The 15,633-nt window shown below is 67.4% G+C and carries 15 protein-coding genes; all 15 read right to left on the bottom strand.

The features are described 5' to 3' along the window. Positions 1–117: 117 nt before the first annotated feature. Positions 118–996 carry a DnaJ domain-containing protein gene (locus H976_RS0104245; RefSeq protein WP_027860535.1) on the bottom strand — a complete coding sequence of 293 codons (879 nt, stop codon included), beginning with the start codon at positions 994–996 and terminating at the stop codon, positions 118–120. A gap of 14 nt (positions 997–1,010) precedes the next feature. Further along, the gene (locus tag H976_RS0104250) at positions 1,011–1,559 is read right to left on the bottom strand and encodes a hypothetical protein (RefSeq protein ID WP_027860536.1); all 549 of its coding nucleotides are present in this window, start codon (positions 1,557–1,559) and stop codon (positions 1,011–1,013) included. A 6-nt stretch (positions 1,560–1,565) separates the two neighbouring features. Next, positions 1,566–2,849 carry an MCE family protein gene (locus tag H976_RS0104255; protein WP_027860537.1) on the bottom strand — a complete coding sequence of 428 codons (1,284 nt, stop codon included), beginning with the start codon at positions 2,847–2,849 and terminating at the stop codon, positions 1,566–1,568. After that, positions 2,846–4,333 (bottom strand): MCE family protein, encoded by a 1,488-nt coding sequence (locus H976_RS24445; protein ID WP_196803948.1) that lies wholly within the window; start codon positions 4,331–4,333, stop codon positions 2,846–2,848. Before H976_RS24445 ends, H976_RS0104255 begins: the two co-directional genes overlap by 4 nt. Before the next feature lie 8 nt (positions 4,334–4,341). Then, positions 4,342–5,523: an MCE family protein gene (locus H976_RS0104265; protein ID WP_027860538.1), complete on the bottom strand. Its 1,182-nt coding sequence runs from the start codon at positions 5,521–5,523 to the stop codon at positions 4,342–4,344. Between the two features lies 1 nt (position 5,524). Next, positions 5,525–6,493, bottom strand: a complete 969-nt coding sequence (locus tag H976_RS0104270) for an MCE family protein (RefSeq protein WP_036224510.1) — start codon at positions 6,491–6,493, stop codon at positions 5,525–5,527. Continuing rightward, complete coding sequence (locus tag H976_RS0104275; RefSeq protein ID WP_027860540.1) at positions 6,490–7,530, bottom strand: MCE family protein; 1,041 nt, start codon at positions 7,528–7,530, stop codon at positions 6,490–6,492. The genes H976_RS0104270 and H976_RS0104275 overlap by 4 nt, the downstream gene beginning before the upstream one ends. Further along, a complete protein-coding gene (locus H976_RS0104280; protein ID WP_027860541.1) occupies positions 7,527–8,831 on the bottom strand; it encodes an MCE family protein in 1,305 nt (434 codons plus the stop codon). The genes H976_RS0104275 and H976_RS0104280 overlap by 4 nt, the downstream gene beginning before the upstream one ends. A 2-nt stretch (positions 8,832–8,833) precedes the next feature. Further along, positions 8,834–9,661, bottom strand: a complete 828-nt coding sequence (locus H976_RS0104285; RefSeq protein ID WP_027860542.1) for an ABC transporter permease — start codon at positions 9,659–9,661, stop codon at positions 8,834–8,836. A gap of 4 nt (positions 9,662–9,665) precedes the next feature. Beyond that, positions 9,666–10,451: an ABC transporter permease gene (locus H976_RS0104290; RefSeq protein WP_027860543.1), complete on the bottom strand. Its 786-nt coding sequence runs from the start codon at positions 10,449–10,451 to the stop codon at positions 9,666–9,668. 7 nt (positions 10,452–10,458) lie between these two features. Then, entirely contained in the window at positions 10,459–11,412 is a 954-nt protein-coding gene (locus H976_RS0104295; protein WP_027860544.1) for an ABC transporter ATP-binding protein, read from the bottom strand. A gap of 264 nt (positions 11,413–11,676) precedes the next feature. Beyond that, positions 11,677–12,069 (bottom strand): 50S ribosomal protein L7/L12, encoded by a 393-nt coding sequence (gene rplL / locus H976_RS0104300; RefSeq protein ID WP_027860545.1) that lies wholly within the window; start codon positions 12,067–12,069, stop codon positions 11,677–11,679. Positions 12,070–12,120: 51 nt separating this feature from the next. Further along, the gene (rplJ, locus tag H976_RS0104305; RefSeq protein WP_027860546.1) at positions 12,121–12,834 is read right to left on the bottom strand and encodes a 50S ribosomal protein L10; all 714 of its coding nucleotides are present in this window, start codon (positions 12,832–12,834) and stop codon (positions 12,121–12,123) included. Positions 12,835–13,089: 255 nt separating this feature from the next. Further along, positions 13,090–13,596, bottom strand: a complete 507-nt coding sequence (locus tag H976_RS0104310) for a hypothetical protein (RefSeq protein ID WP_027860547.1) — start codon at positions 13,594–13,596, stop codon at positions 13,090–13,092. Continuing rightward, positions 13,593–15,605, bottom strand: coding sequence for a hypothetical protein (locus H976_RS0104315; protein WP_027860548.1), 2,013 nt, complete (start codon positions 15,603–15,605; stop codon positions 13,593–13,595). The genes H976_RS0104310 and H976_RS0104315 overlap by 4 nt, the downstream gene beginning before the upstream one ends. Positions 15,606–15,633 lie beyond the last annotated feature (28 nt).

Consider the following 15,633-nt stretch of genomic DNA (forward strand, 5'->3'; position numbering starts at 1 on the left):
CCAAGCCCTGGACAACTCCGGTCGATCCCGGGTCGTACAGGGCTCCTCTGGCCGGACACGCTACCCCGTACCGGGCCGTAGGAGTAGCACATCCTCCGGACCCGTGTTTCCGGCAGATCAGTAGGTGTCGACCTTGTCGACGAGCCAGCGGTCGCCGTCCTTGACCATCTTCATGGTCACCCGGTTCTGGAAGATCTGGGGATCCCGACCGGGCCGGGTCGAGGTGAGGTTGACGTAGGCCAGCACCCGGACCACGCCGTCCTCGGCGTCGACGACGCTGGTGGCCGGGACGTCCGACTTCACCACGGTCTTCGTCTGGATCGCCGGTCCGGGCGTGCCGTCCTGCTGCTTCTCGAGCAGGTGGAAGTTCTTGGTGAACTCCTTCGCGAAGTCGTCGGTGAGGTACGGCTTCGCGCGGGCCAGGTCGGCCGGCATGTCCTGGTAGTTGTAGGCGAAGATCGCCTTGGCGGCCCGCTCGGCGGCCGCGGGAGCCTGCTCCCGGGCGTCGGCGACGCGCGCCTCGGTCCGCACCTGGAGTCCCAGGACCACCGCCACCACGACGGCGGCGACGGCCAGCAGGGCGACGAGGCCGGCGACCACCATGGTCCAGCGCGAGGCCGGCTCGGCGGCCGGTGCCTGCGAGGCCTTGGCCTCGCGCTTCTGCTCACGACGGCGCGCCCGCTCCTCGCGGCGCTGTGCCTTCGCGTCCGTCTCGGGGTCGACCAGGGGCGTCGGCTCCGCCGCGACCGGCGCGGGGGGCGGAGGGGCCGCCTCGCTCGTGCCTCCGGGGGCGGCGAGGGAGGCGTCGTACTCGGCCCGGCGGGCGGGGTCGAGCAGCACGTCGGCTGCCTCGTTGAACATCCGGAACTGTCCGGCCCCGCTGCCGGGCTCGAACTTGTCGGTGGCGTCGCGCCAGGCGGCCTTGATCTCCGCCGGGCTGGCGTCGCGGGAGACGCCGAGCACGTCGTACCAGGTGGGGTTGGTGCTGCTGGTCATGTCGGAGCCTCCTTCTAGTTGACCGGGCTGAAGTCGTCGACCAGCCAGCGTCCGTCGACCTTGACCAGGTCGACGGTCCAGCGCTGGTGCCGCACCTGGGACTGGCCGAGCTTGGACTTGACCGAGCCGTCGTGCACGACCAGGACGGTCGCGGAGTCGTCGTCGTAGGAGGCGACCCCGCTCATCACGACCTTGCCGGTGCCCACGGCCTGGGCCTGGGTGTAGACCTGCTTGAACGGCTGGAACTGCTTGTCGAACTCACTCTTGTACTTCGTGGTGAGCAGCTGCTGGACCTTCTTGGAGTAGCTGTCCATGTCCTTGCCGTCGAAGGTGTCCATCCGCAGCGCGAACTGGGAGGCAGCGTTGACGGCCTCGGCCCGCTGTTGCTGCTCGTCGTCGGAGTGGCGAACCTTGGCCGCGAAGTAGAGGGCGAAGGCCACGGCGACGACCAGGACCAGCGCCAGCACCGCCGCCGCGATGCGCAGCAGGCGCTCGGACAGACGGCGGGCAGGACGGCCGTGCTCCCCGGGATCTTCGATCCCGGCGTGGGTTTCGTTGCTCAAGGGTTACTACTCCTGATTGCGGGCAAGCGACGGCTGCAGGAGCATCCACTTCCAGGAGTCCTCGCCGAACACATCGGCGGCGCCACCGTCGTAGGCGATCTGCGGGCGAGTGTCCTGGTCGGTCCAGACGACCTTGCCAGTGCTCGCATCGTACGTGGCCACCGGTGAGCGGTACGCCGCGCCGGTGCGGCCCCGCGGGGACTTCTCGGCACCGCGGAAGTTCCTGCTCGGGTCCGCGCATCCGACGTTGGTCTTCATCGGCCGATCCGCAGTGTTCTGGGCCGAGCGGCGGTCGGTGCCTTCGTAGCCCTTCTCGCAGGCGTCCGCGCCCTGGGTCAGGATCAGGCCGAACCGGGCGTTGTAGTTGCTCCCGGACTTCTCGGCCACCGTGAAGCCGCCGGCGACGACGTAGGGGTAGATGACCAGAATCTGGCGGATCCCCTTGAGGTGCTTGACCACGATCTCGTTGGTCGTGACCAGGTTGTTCAGCAGCTGGCCCAGGTTGACCTTGTTCTGCTCCAGGAACGAGCGCAGCTCGTTGGCGGTCGCCGAGCCGTTGTCGATCAGCGCGCGGAGGTACTTGTCGTTGGCGGCGACCGTGCCGGAGAACAAGGCGAGGTTCTTGGAGAAGCTGCGGATCGCCGAGCCCTTGTCGACCTGGGTCTGCAGCACCACGCGCGAGTCCCTGATCAGCGCCGTGGTGGTCTCGAAGTTGGCCTCGGCGGTCTTGATGAACGAGCTCGAGGTGTCGATGATCTGGCCCAGGCTCGGACCGGCGTCGTGGAAGGCGGCACCGGACTCGGCCACCACCGTGCGCAGGTCGGCCTGCGGGACCGACTCGACGAGGTTGTCGAGGTTGGTGAGGATCTCCGTCGTCGACACCGGCGTCTCGGTGTCCGGCGTCTCGATCGCGGAGCCGTCCTTGAGGTAGGGCCCGTTGTCGGTCTGGGGCTGCAGCTCGACGTACTGCTCACCGACCGCCGACTTGTTGCCGACCAGGGCGACGCTCTTCTCGGGGATCTTGTCCTCGCTCTTGTTGATGGACAAGATCACATCGACGCCCTTGTCGGTGAGCTTCATCTTCGACACCTTGCCGATGGTCACACCGCGGTAGGTGACCTCGGCGCCGGTGAAGATGCCGCCCGACTGGGCGAAGTGGGCGTCCACGGCGTACGCCGAGTCGTAGAACAGCCGGTCGAGGCGGGCGTAGCGTGCGCCGACGAAGGTCACCCCGAGCAGGGTGATGATCGCGAACACGATCAGCTGCTTCTTGGTACGTGAGGTGATCATCGGACTTCAGCCACCCCCTGGAAGAGCATGGTCCCGATGCCGGGGTCGAGCCCCAGCTGGGCGAGATGGAACGGGTCGATGCTGCGCGGCTGCTGGTAGCCGCTGTTCAGCTGCGCCCGTGGGAGCAGTCCGCCGAGGCCACCACCGGCGTTGTTCCCGAGCGGGATCGGCCCGAGGGTCGGCAGGGCGCCGGGGCTGGCGAGCAGGCCGCACAGCAGCGGACCCGCCTGGGGACAGACGGCCTGGGTCACGGCCGTGCCGAGCGACAGCAGCGCCGCGGCGATGTACTTGCGCACCGTGTTGAGGGTGATGGTGCAGTCGTCGTCCTCGATCTTGGCCTGCACGACCTGGTCGATGGCCTTCTTCTGCGCGTCGGTGAGACCGGGGAGGTTGTAGATGCGCTGGTGAGCGAACCGTCGGGCCGTCTTCACCGCGTCGCACAGCTGCGGCGGGATCGTGATCGGCGGGATGTCCGGCAGGTTGAGGTCGGCGATGTTCAGGTCGAGCTTGATCGACAGGTTGGTGAAGTCACCCATGTGCAGGTTGCGGGCCACCTGCGGGTCACGACCCACGGCTGCGTCCACGAACGGGTAGGTGAGGAAGACCTGGAAGGACTCGGGGAAGTTCTTGCCCGCCTTGGCGAAGCCGTCGAGGACAGGCGCGAGCTCGCGGAGGCTGTTGATCGTCGAGACCTTGGACGCCTTGATGACGTCGACGCCGACGCCGGAGAGCCGGGTGAGCGCCTTGAGCAGCTTGACCAGGTCGGCCCGCTGGCTGTTCACGGACTGCAGCGCGCGCGGCAGGTCGTCCAGCGTGCTCTTGATCGTGCTGTCCTGCTTGCGCAGCCCGGCCGCGAGCCGGTTGGTGTTCTCGATCGCGGCCACCACGGCGGCCTTGTTCTGGTCGAGCTGGCCCATGAACGTGCGGATCTGGGTGAGCACCGACCGGACGTCGTCCTCACGGCCGGACATCGCGTTGTTGAGCTCGGAGACGATCGTCTTGAGCTGGCCGACGCCACCGCCGTTGAGCAGCAGGGCGAGCGCGCTGAACACCTCCTCAACCTCCGGGTTGCGCCCGGTGCGGTCGAGGCCGATGACGGCGTGGTCCGACAGCATCGCGCTGCTGGCGTTCTGCGGCCGGTCGAGGGCGATGAACTTCTCGCCCAGGAGGCTGGTCTGGCGGATCTGGGCCGTGGTGTTGGCCGGCAGCTTCAGGTCGCGGGGGATCTCGACGGAGACCTCGGCGACGTACCCCTTGAGCTTGATCGCCTTCACCTTGCCGACGGTCACGTCGTCGACCTTCACCGTGGACTGGGGCACCAGGTCGAGCACGTCGCGGAACATCAGGGTCAGGTGCTGCGGGTTGTCGCCGGTCTTGGCACCACCCGGCAGCGGGAAGTCGTAGATCGAGCAGCCCGACAGCAGCAGCGCCCCGGAGAGCATCGCTGCAAGGAGCGCGGCGGTACGCCGGCGGGCGGTCGTCATCACGGTCCTCATCGCGTCGGCTCCAGGAGTCCGCCCATGGTGGGATCGATCGGCTCGACCACCCGGGCCGGCTGCGTCGAGGTGCCGCTCAGCGCCGCGGCACGCCCGGGCGCCTTGCTCTTCATGGCACCCGAGATGGTGCTGCAGACACCCCCCGGCGGGTTGGCCTGGCCGATGAGCGTGCACAGGGTCGCTGCCGGGTCGTCCTGCAGCTGGCTGAAGAGCTGACCGGCGTTGTCACGCGTGTCCAGGGTGCCCTGCTTGACGTTGCCCGCCAGGTAGAGGTTGTTCAGGGCCGTGGGGGCGTACTGCAGCGTCTTGTCCAGCGCGTCGCGCTGCTTCACCAGCGTCTTGGAGATGCGGTTCAGGCCGGAGATGTTGCGCGTCAGCGACGCCTTGTTCTCCTTGACGAAGGACCTCACCTGGGTCATCGCGGTGCTCAGGTTGCGCAGCACCGCGGCGAGGTCCTGGCGCTCGCCGGCCAGGAGGTCGGCACCGCTGGCGAGCGAGTCGTTGAAGCTGCGCACGGTCTGGTCGTTCTTGGACAGCGTCTTGGTGAACTGCTCGACCTGCGAGAGCGTGCCGAACAGCTCGTCCTTGTTGTCGGCCAGGGTCTTGGAGAACGCTCCGAAGTTCTTCAGCGTCTGGTTGAACTGCACGCCCTGGCCACCGAGGTTGCGTGCCGTGGAGTCGAGCAGCCGGGTCAGCGGTCCGGTGCCGCTGGCGTCGGACTTGTTGGCACCGTTGGGCCCCAGCGAGATGTTGAGGTCGTTGAGGCTGCGGAAGATCTCGTCGAGCTCGAGCGGGGTCGCCGTACGGTCGACGCCGAGGTGCGTGTTGTCCGCCATCACCTCGCCACCGCGGTACGCCGGCGTCAGCTGGACGAACCGGTCGCCCACGACCGACGGCGAGATGACCGCTGCCTTGGCGTTGGCCGGCACCTTGTACTTCGCGTCGTAGGAGAGCTTGACCCGCACCTTGGTGCCCTCGGGGACCACGCTGTCGACCTTGCCGACGGCCACGCCGAGGATCTTGACGTCGGAGCCCTCGTAGAGGGACACCGTGCGCGGGAAGTCCGCGACGATGTACTTCTTGTCGCTGCTCGGCCAGAACACGAAGAGCAGCCCAGCGATCAGCGCCGCGACCACCAGTGCCGCGATCAGCGGGTTGACCCTATTGAAGATCTTCATCTCAACCACCCACCGGCGGGATAGGGGGCAGGTTGGAGATCCAGGTGTCGAACCACGGACCGTCACCCAGGGTGTTGGCGAAGACCCGGTAGAACGGCGCCATCAGCCGCAGGCTCTCGTCGAGGTTGTTCTGGTTCTTCAGCAGCAGGTTCACCACGCCCTGGAGGTTGTTCAGGGCGGGCTTGAGGTCGGCCCGCGACTGCTGGACGAGCAGCGTCAGCTCGGTCGAGAACTTGCTGGTGGACACGAGCAGCCGGTGCACGGCGGCACGGCGCGAGACAAGTGCCCGCAGCAGGGTGTCGCTGTCGTGCATCAGGCTGACGATGTCCTGGTCACGGTCGGCCAGGGTGCCCGACACCGTGTCGAGGTTCTTGAGCAGGTCGTTGATCTGCTCGTTGCGGCTGGCCACCGTCTGCGAGAGACGCGACAGCCCGCGCAAGGTGCCCTGGAAGGCCGCCGGCGTGTCCTTGGTCAGGTCGGCGACGGTGTCGATCGACTTCGCCAGCCGGTCGGTGTCGATGCGCTCGGCACGGTTGGCGAGCCCGGAGAAGGCCTGCACGATGTCGTACGGCGACTGGGTGCGCGAGACCGGGATGGTGGCGTCCTTCTCGAGCTGGCCGGACCCCTTGGGCAGGAGTGCGAGGTACATCGAACCGAGCAGGGTCTTGACCTTGATCTGGGCGCCCGACTCGCTGCCGAAGTGGGACGGAGTGTCGACCTTGAAGGTGACCTTGACCTTGTCGCCGTCGAGGTCGATACCGGTCACCTTGCCCACGCGCACGCCGGCGATGCGGACCTCGTCGTTGGCCTGCAGGCCACCGGCCTCGGCGAAGTCGGCGTGGTAGGTGTCGCCGCCGCCGATCAGGGGCAGGTCACCGGCCTTGAACGCGGCGACCAGCAGGGCGAGCATCACGGCGATGCTGATCGCCCCGATCTTGACCGGGTTGCGCTCACGAAATGGCGTACTCATCCGAGGTTGCACCTCGTCCCGGGCTTGCCGATGTCGTAGGTGATCGTCCGGCTGCCGCCAGTGGGCAGGTCGACCTTGCCCTGGAAGTCGCAGAGGTAGAAGTTGAAGAAGGAGCCGTAGATCGCCGTACGTCCGATCTTGGTGAGCTTGATGGGCAGGATCTGCAGCGCCCGGTCCAGCTCGGCGCGACCGGCGTTGAGGTTGCCGGCCACCTGGCGCAGGCCCTTGACGTCCTTGACGAGGGAGGGGCGGATGCCGGTGACGAGGTCGGAGGTCTGCTCGGCCAGGTTGGACACCGAGTCGAGCGAACCCAGAATGGCGTCCTTGTCCTGCACCAGGCCGGCCATGAACCGCTGGAACTGGGTGATCAGGCTGTTCAGCTGCTTGTCGCGGCCCGAGAGGGTCTTCAGCACCACGTTGAGGTTGTCGATGGTCTCGCCGATGACCTTGTCGCGGTCGGCCAGGGTGTTGGTCAGCGACGCGGTGTTCTGGAGCAGGGCGTTGAAGTTGCCGCCCTCGCCCTGGAAGACCTGGATCACCTCGGCCGACAGCTTGTTGATGTCGGCCGGGGACAGCGCGGCGAACAGCGGCTTGAAGCCGTTGAACAGCACGGTGAGGTCGAGGGCCGGCTGGGTCCGGGAGACCGGGATGGTGGTGCCCGACGCCATCCGGTCGAGGTCACCGACCCCCTGGGTCAGCGAGATGTAGCGCTGGCCGACCAGGTTGCGGTAGCGGATCGTCGCGGTGGAGCTCTTGGTGACGATGGAGCTCTTCGCCACCGTGAACGAGACCCGGGCGTGCGTGCGGTCGACCACCTCGACCTTCTTCACGCTGCCGACCTTCACGCCCGCGATACGGATGTCGTCGCCCTTGGTCACGCCGGTGGCGTCGGTGAAGATCGCCTTGTAGTCGCGCGAGGTCTGGAAGGTGATGTTGCCGATCAGCACGACCAGCACACCCGTGGCCATCGTGGTGGCGACGATGAAGATGATCAGCTTGACCAGGGGTCCCCTGGTGTCCTTGTCGAGAACGCTCACTTCACGCTCACCTCCGAACCGGCGAGGGTCGGCGCGAACAGCAACGCGGTGAGGTCGGACATCTGGTCGGCGGGGACGCCGAGGGAGGGCGCGAACAGCGAGTTGATCAGCGCCTTCTGCGAGGCGGTGCCCGACGTACCGGTCGTGAACCCGGGGGTGGCCGTGCGCTGGCCGAAGCCGGTCGCGGTGCGCTGGTTGTCACCCTTCCCGATGTTGTTGACGCCGTCGTTGATGTTCGGGAACTCCCCGCCCCTCGGGTAGTAGGGAATCGGCGGGTTGGGCAGGCCGGCGCAGTTGGGGGCGTTGTCGGCGCCGTAGACGGGCTTGTCGGCCGCCGTGTAGCCGCGCGGCTGGTAGGGGATCGTCTTCAAGGTGATGTGGAAGCGGAACCCGCGGAAGGTGTTGGCCAGCATGGGTGCCTGCTTGACGATGCCCTCGAGCATGCAGGGGAAGGTGCTGGAGTAGCGCGCGAGCAGGGCCAGGATCGGCTCGCTGAGCTGGCCCAGGCGGACGATGTTGTCGCCGTTGGTGTCCAGGAACTGCGTCGCGGTGTCGGAGAACGCCGTGGTGTCCTTGAGGAACGCGTTCAGCTTCGCCTGCTTGCTGACCAGGGTGTTGCCGGTCTTGACGGTGTTGCGCAGCGTGGCTGCCAGCTCCGGGGTGACGTCGGCGTAGGTGTCGGTCACCTTGGCCAGCAGCTTGAAGTCGTCGATCAGGGCCGGCAGCTGCGGGTTGAGCTGCTTGAGGTAGCCATCGAGCGTGGAGAAGCTCTCGCCGAGCTTGGTGCCGCGACCTTCAAGAGCATCAGCCAGCGCGTTCAGCGTGTAGTTGAGCTCGGCCGGCTGCACGGTGCGCAGCAAGGGGTAGAGGTCGTTGAGGACCTTCTCGACCTCGATCGGGAGCTTGGTCTGGTCGATCTCGGCGCCCGGCTTCAGGGAGGTCGAGGCGGCGTCCTTCGGGACGTTGAGCTCGACGTACTTCTCGCCGAACAGGGTCTTGGGCAGGATCGAGGCGGTCACGTTGCCGGGGATCGAGCTGATCGCGTCGGGCTTGATGCCCAGGTCGAGCGTGGCTCCGTCGCCCTCGCTCTCGACCTTGAGGACCTCGCCGACGATCACGCCGCGCACCTTGACGTCGGCCCGGCTGGGGAGCTGCAGGCCGATGGTGTCGGACTTGAGCGTGACGTGGTCGAAGCTGGTGAACTTCTGGTTGAAGACGCCATTGACCGCCCACACGCCGAGGACGAGCAGGGCTACGAACACCACACCCAGGAAGCGTGGGGCCATGAAGTACTTGGACATGCCTATCCCGCCAACCTGACCGTGGTCGACGAGCCCCAGATGGCCATGGACAGGAACAGGTCGATCACGTTGATGACGACGATCGACGTACGCACTGCCCGGCCCACGGCGACGCCCACGCCCGCGGGTCCGCCGCCGGCGGTGTAGCCGTGGTAGCAGTGGATGAGGATGACCGACACGGCGAAGACGACCACCTTGCCGAAGGACCACAAGACGTCACCCGGTGGCAGGAACTGGTTGAAGTAGTGGTCGTAGGTCCCCGGACTCTGCCCGTAGAACAGGGTCACGGTCAGTCGGGTGGCGAAGTACGACGACAGCAGGCCGACGACGTAGAGCGGGATGATCGCGACCAGGCCCGCGACGATGCGGGTGGTGACCAGGAACGGCATCGAGGGGATCGCCATCACCTCGAGGGCGTCGACCTCCTCGGAGATCCGCATGGCACCCAGCTGGGCGGTGAACCCGCAGCCCACCGTGGCCGCCAACGCGATGCCGGCGACGAGCGGCGCGATCTCGCGGGTGTTGAAGTACGCCGAGACGAACCCGGAGAACGCCGCCGTGCCGATCTGGTCGAGCGCGGCGTAGCCGGACAGGCCGACCTGGGCGCCGGTGAAGAAGGTCATCGCCGTGATGACGCCGACCGTTCCGCCGATGACTGCGAGCGCACCTGAGCCCAGGGTCACCTCGGCGAGCAGCCGCAGGATCTCCTTGGGGTAGCGGGTGATGGACCGCGGCGTGGCCCGGAGCGCGCGGATGTAGAAGCCGAGCTCCTCGCCCATCTTGTCGAGGGAGGAGAGCGGCTTGGTGTAGGCCTGCTTCAGGTCGACCATGGCGTCAACCCGTCTTCGGAGGAACGATCTGGAGATAGATCGCACTCAGGGTGAAGTTGACGATGAACAGCAGCACGAAGGTGATGACGACGGACTCGTTCACGGCGTCACCGACGCCCTTCGGGCCGCCGCCGGCCGACATGCCCTTGTAGGCCGCGACGATGGCGGCGAGCATCCCGAAGATCAGGGCCTTGATCATGCCGATCCACAGGTCGGGCAGCTGCGCGAGCGCGGTGAAGCTGGCGATGTAGGCGCCTGGTGTCCCGTCCTGGAGGATCACGTTGAACACGTAGCCACCGGCGACACCGACGACGGTGACCATGCCGTTGAGGAAGACCGCGACCATCATGCAGCCGAGCACGCGGGGTACGACGAGGCGCTGGATCGGGTCGATGCCCAGCACCATCATGGCGTCGAGCTCTTCGCGGATCTTGCGGGCGCCGAGGTCGGCGGCGATCGCGGAGCCGCCCGCGCCGGCGATCAGCAGCGCCGTACCGATGGGGGCGGCCTGCTGCACCACGGCGAGCACGGACGCCGACCCCGTGAAGGACTGCGCGCCGAACTGCTTGATCAGGCTGCCGACCTGGAGCGCGATGACCGCGCCGAACGGGATGGCGACGAGAGCAGTCGGAATGATCGTCACCGACGCGATGAACCACGCCTGCTGGATGAACTCACGAGTCTGGAACGGGCGCTTGAACAGGTTGCGCCCGACGTCCAGCCCGAAGGCGAAGAGCTTCCCCGCAGTACCGACTGGAGCCAGTACGCGGTTGGCAACAGCTGAAGCCATCAGCGAGTCACGACCCGGTGGTCATGGTCATGTTCTCCTCGAAGGAGCCCGGAGGTGGCGTGATGCCGTTCTCCTTGCACCAGACACCGGGTTCGCGCTGGCTGCGGCGCGGCACACCGCTGCTGGGCTCGATCTGGGGCGGGATCGGCGGCAGCGGAGGCAGCTCCATGTCCTTCTCGGACTCCAGCTCGTCGGCGTCCTTCTCCTCGGACATGCCGATCGGGCCAACCATCTGGGCGTTGAGGAACTGCCGCACGACAGGCTCCTCGGAGGAGAGCAGCATCTCGCGCGGGCCGAACATCGCCAGGTGCTTGTGGTAGAGCAGGCCGATGTTGTCGGGCACGGTGCGCGCCGTGTTGATGTCGTGGGTGACGATCAGGAAGGTGGCGTCGATCTGGGCGTTCAGGTCGACGATCAGCTGGTTGAGGAACGAGGTGCGGACCGGGTCGAGACCGGAGTCAGGCTCGTCGAAGAGCACGATCTCGGGGTCGAGGACCAGGGCGCGGGCCAGACCGGCCCGCTTGCGCATGCCGCCGGAGATCTCGCCCGGGAGCTTGTCCTCGGTGCCGATCAGACCGGTGAGGTCGAGCTTCTCCATGACGATCTCGCGGATCTCCGACTCGCTCTTCTTGGTGTGCTCGCGGAGAGGGAAGGCGATGTTGTCGTAGAGGTTCATCGAGCCGAACATCGCGCCGTCCTGGAACAGCACCCCGAACAGCTTGCGGATCTCGTAGAGCTCCTTCTCGGGACACGTCGCGATGTCGATGCCCTCGATCACGACGCTGCCCTTGTCCGGCTTGAGCAGGCCGATGATGGTCTTGAGGAGGACGGACTTGCCGGTTCCGGAAGGGCCGAGCATGACGCAGATCTCGCCGGCCGGGATGGTGAGGGTGACGTCGCCCCAGATCAGTTGCTTGCCGAAACTCTTGGTCAAGTCCTTGATCTCGATCTCGACACCCATCGGGGCCTCCCTCTCACTCAGTTCCGTCGGTCTCGGGCCTGGACAGCGACGTACGCACGGATCTCCCCACCCACACGTACCAACGAGTAGCCGACCGCTAAGTTACGCACACATTGTCCTGCTCGTCACCCTTGGTGTCCGTCGTCTCATAAAATCGGCCGCAACCCACCGGAAGCGGTCCGGAAACCGACGACGGCCGCCCCGGACCCGGGGGTCCGAAGCGGCCGTCGGCCGGTTCTCAGCAGGCCGTGAGGGCCTGCGAGGTCACTTCAGGGTGACGGTGGCGCCGGCGCCCTCGAGGGACTCCTTCGCCTTCTCCGCCGCCTCCTTGTTGACCTTCTCGAGGACAGCCTTGGGGGCCGACTCGACGAGGTCCTTGGCCTCCTTCAGGCCGAGGCTCGTCAGGGCGCGGACCTCCTTGATGACGTTGATCTTCTTCTCGCCAGCGGCCTCGAGGACGACGTCGAACTCGTCCTGCTCGGCGGCCTCTTCGGCACCCGCGCCGGCGCCGCCGGCCGCAGGGGCAGCGGCAACGGCGACCGGAGCGGCCGCGGTCACGCCGAAGGTCTCCTCGAACTGCTTCACGAACTCGCTGAGCTCCAGGAGGGTCATCTCCTTGAAAGCGTCGAGCAGCTCGTCGGTGCTGAGCTTCGCCATGGTGGCGTTCCTTTCAGTTGGTGCCTCGTCCCGTGCGGGACGCGACGGATGTCAGGCCTCGGTGCTCTCAGAGCTGTTTTCGGGGGCCTCGCTGGACTCCTCCGACGCGGCTGCGTCGTCGGTGGCGGTCTCGGCGACGGGCGCCTCGTCCGCGGTCTCCTCGGCAGGGGCTTCCTCGGCAGCGGCGGCCTCGGGGGCCTCCGTCACCTCGGCCGCCGGCTCACCGGCTCCGCCCTTGAGGATGGTGGGGTCCTGCTCCGCCTTGGCCTGCAGGGCGCCGGCGAGCCGGGCAGCCTGCGAGATGGGGGCGTTGAGCAGGTAGACGGCCTGGCTGAGCGAAGCGAGCATGGCGCCCGCCAGCTTGCCCAGGAGAACCTCGCGGGACTCGAGATCGGCCAGCTTGGCGATCTCCTTGGCGTCCATCGAGGCACCGTCGACAAAGCCACCCTTGATGACGAGGGCGGGATTCGCCTTGGCAAAGTCACGCAGGCCCTTCGCTACCTCGACCAGGTCGCCGTTGATGAAGGCGATGGCGGTCGGGCCGGTGAGCAGGTCGTCGAACCCGTCGACGCCCGCCTCCTTGGCAGCGATCTTGGTCAGCGTGTTCTTGACCACGGCGTAGTTGGCGTTCTCGCCGAGGGCTCGCCGCAGGTCCTGCAGCTGCTTCACGGTGAGACCGCGGTACTCGGTCAGCACAGCGCCCGTGGATTCGTTGAACGAGTCGACGATCTCCGCGACGGCTGCTGCCTTGTCTGGCCGCGCCATGGGTCTCCTTCCAACCTGGTTGGACGGCACACGGCTGTGTGTCGCCCGAGCCTCGGACCAGGTCGGGCCGCACAGCAAAAACGCCCTGTGCAGGTGCACAGGGCGTATGACGCAGGGCGTCTCACTCGGTGTCACCTGCGCAGGTCGCCCGCTCGTGCGGACCTTCGGATCACATGTGATCGACCGGCGGTCTTTGGCTTCGACGGGCAACGATACGGGCTGGCCGGGTGTCGGCCAAATCGTCGTACGCTCCGGTCAGCCGCAGGCCGTGCCCGCCTCTTCGGCCACGGTGGTGACCAGGGCCCGGCGCTGCTGGGCGCTGGCCTGGGTGTCGCCGGCGCTCACCGAGGCGGTGACGGTCCCGTTGGGGTCCTTAGTGTCGCAGACCCACAGTGCCGTGAAGTCCTGGCCACTCACGTCGATCCCGGCCTGGCCGCCCGCGACCGGGAACTTCTCGTCGGAAGCCGCGATCTGCCGCTTGCGGTTGTCGATGTCGTTGGACGACGCGAGCTTGGCCGACACGGTCAGCGCGTTCTTGCGGTCAGCGAGGTTCACCGAGCAGGTGTAGGAGCGGACACCGGTGGGAGGCAGGGCCTCGCCCTTGGTGACGGTCTTGTACTGGTCGGTGCCCACCACGTCGGTGACCGTGGCGGCCGGCACCCCGCACGCCTTGCTTCCCGAGTAGCTGGGGTAGTCGTCGCCCCCGCACCCGGACGCCCCGACGACGGCAGCCAGCGCGGCGAGCACGACGACCGGTCTCATCCGCCCTGGTTCTCCTTGTCGTGCTGGTAGTTGTCCCACGTGTTCTTCACCGTATTGGATGCCACGGCGTTGATGCCGGGTTCGTGCTGGTGTTCGGAGATCAGTGTCCTGACCTCCCCGTCGGTGAGGTCCCCCGGTGCCTTGAGGTGGCCGTTCTCGCGAGGCCAGTCGTCGTGGAGCGAGGTGCTGAACACGGTGGAGCCGTCCGGTCCCGCTTGCAGCTCGTTGGGCATTGAGGACGGCTGGGTGTCGCTCTCGGCATTGAGCACGGCGTACATCGCCTGGATCTGGGTGGAGTGGCGGGCCGCCTCGTAGTTGTCGTTGCCCTCCGCCGCGGCGGCCTGCTCGGGCTCGCCGACGTAGCCGTCGATGACGCGGTCCTTGATGTCTCCGAGCAGGTAGTCCCCGAGGGGAGCCGCCGGGCCGAGCTTGTCCATCGGGACGAAGTCGACCGGCAGGGTGAACAGCTCGGCCGTCTTCCGGCGGGCCTCGGCCTCGTCGGCGCCGTCCTTGACCATGCCGTGGGCCAGCTCGTCCTCGAGGAAGCCACGGAAGGCCGACGACGAGCCGATCTGGTCGACCAGGGGGTCGCCCGGCGTGTCCGGGTTGAACTCGGGATGGCCACCCGCGCGACCGTCCAGGGAGAGCTGGGCGCCGTTGTTCATCAGGTACTGGTTCAGCCGGGTGGCGTGGTCGCCGATGATCCTGGCTGCGGTGTCGTTGCCCCCGATGTGGTCGAGGACGGCGGTGAGGTCGTCCTTGCTCATCGTGGCGTGGAAGGGGGGCACCGGGGGGTGGATCGGATAGGTCCCGTCGACCGACTGGTAGGCATCGGCGATGTAGGTGCCGACGATGCCACCGAGCTCCTCGTCGTAGTTGTCGTCGAGATCGTTGTCGGCGGCGTACTGGAGCGTCCAGGAGGAGATGTCCGCGGCGTTCTGCGCGCGCGGCTTGGTCGGGTCCATGGCCGAGTCGACGGTCGCGATCCGGACCAGGTCGTCCATCGAGGAGGCGAGGTGGTCGGAGGTCAGCCGGTCGTGCATGAGGTACGACGCCAGCTCGTGGTCGAGCATGATCGCCTGCGCCGAGTCGGGGCTGTTGTCGCCGGCCTTGATCAGCTGGCGCAGGGCGTCGCCGTTGTCGTCGTTGAGGGTCTCGCCCCCGAAGGTGGCCGCGAGCCCGGTCAGCCCCTGGTGGCGCATCGGGTCGCCGGCCTCCCAGTCCATCAGCTCGTGACCGACGGTCTGGGTGAACTTCGGGCCGAGGACGGTGTTGTTCTTGTCGGCCGAGCGCAGCAGGATCGAGGCGACCACCCAGTCCTGGGCGATGCCCTTGCCCCAGTCCTCGGAGTCGACCCAGTCGTTGCTGGTGGCGCTGCCCAGCATGCCGGTCAGGCCGGACGCGACGCTCGACTGGAGATGGGCCAGGGCCTGCAGCTCGTCGCCGGGTGAGTCCGGCGGGCCGATGTTCTGCCAGTAGTTGGTGGTGGGCGGGTCGCCGGTCATGGCGGCCAGCTTCTCGATCAGCTCGCGGGCACCGTCGGTGCCCAGCTCGTCCAGGGTGGCGCTGGTGACCCACCGGTTGTCCTTGTAGGTGGCCATCATGTCGGCCAGCTTCTGGTAGCGCGCGCGATCGTCGGCGTCGTCGATGTCGAGGTCGTTGAGCTGCTTGCCGAGCTCGTGGCCGAGCCGGTCCTCGGCGTCGCTGAACGACCCGGAGCCGGTGTAGCTGGCGGAGCCTGTCCCCTTGGTGTCGAGCAGGGTCGCGAGGTCGATCAGCGTCTGCAGCTTGGGTCCCTGCTCGGTCAACCAGGAGGCGGCCTGGGCCGCGCGGGCTCCGTCCTGGAGCGACGGGAGTGCCACCGGGGTCCCCTGCGTCGCCCGTGACCGCTGCAGGTCGATCGCGTGCGCGAGCGTGGTCAGCGACTTGCGGGCCGCGGTGAGCATCCCGATGTCGATGCTGACCGAGCCGCTGCCACCGCCACCGCCGCCGTCTGCCGCATAGTTCACGAGTGCGGTCTACCCGGACAGGAGACGG

The sequence above is a fragment of the Marmoricola sp. URHB0036 genome (assembly GCF_000426045.1).
Lineage (GTDB): Bacteria > Actinomycetota > Actinomycetes > Propionibacteriales > Nocardioidaceae > Marmoricola.

What these genes read in the sequence shown, in the direction of transcription:
- H976_RS0104245 (WP_027860535.1), bottom strand. Translation starts at nt 996, where the DNA reads ATGACCAGCAGCACCAACCCCACCTGGTACGACGTGCTCGGCGTCTCC.
- H976_RS0104255 (WP_027860537.1), bottom strand. Translation starts at nt 2,849, where the DNA reads ATGATCACCTCACGTACCAAGAAGCAGCTGATCGTGTTCGCGATCATC.
- H976_RS24445 (WP_196803948.1), bottom strand. Translation starts at nt 4,333, where the DNA reads ATGACGACCGCCCGCCGGCGTACCGCCGCGCTCCTTGCAGCGATGCTC.
- H976_RS0104265 (WP_027860538.1), bottom strand. Translation starts at nt 5,523, where the DNA reads ATGAAGATCTTCAATAGGGTCAACCCGCTGATCGCGGCACTGGTGGTC.
- H976_RS0104270 (WP_036224510.1), bottom strand. Translation starts at nt 6,493, where the DNA reads ATGAGTACGCCATTTCGTGAGCGCAACCCGGTCAAGATCGGGGCGATC.
- H976_RS0104280 (WP_027860541.1), bottom strand. Translation starts at nt 8,831, where the DNA reads ATGTCCAAGTACTTCATGGCCCCACGCTTCCTGGGTGTGGTGTTCGTA.
- H976_RS0104285 (WP_027860542.1), bottom strand. Translation starts at nt 9,661, where the DNA reads ATGGTCGACCTGAAGCAGGCCTACACCAAGCCGCTCTCCTCCCTCGAC.
- H976_RS0104290 (WP_027860543.1), bottom strand. Translation starts at nt 10,451, where the DNA reads ATGGCTTCAGCTGTTGCCAACCGCGTACTGGCTCCAGTCGGTACTGCG.
- H976_RS0104295 (WP_027860544.1), bottom strand. Translation starts at nt 11,412, where the DNA reads ATGGGTGTCGAGATCGAGATCAAGGACTTGACCAAGAGTTTCGGCAAG.
- rplL (WP_027860545.1), bottom strand. Translation starts at nt 12,069, where the DNA reads ATGGCGAAGCTCAGCACCGACGAGCTGCTCGACGCTTTCAAGGAGATG.
- rplJ (WP_027860546.1), bottom strand. Translation starts at nt 12,834, where the DNA reads ATGGCGCGGCCAGACAAGGCAGCAGCCGTCGCGGAGATCGTCGACTCG.
- H976_RS0104310 (WP_027860547.1), bottom strand. Translation starts at nt 13,596, where the DNA reads ATGAGACCGGTCGTCGTGCTCGCCGCGCTGGCTGCCGTCGTCGGGGCG.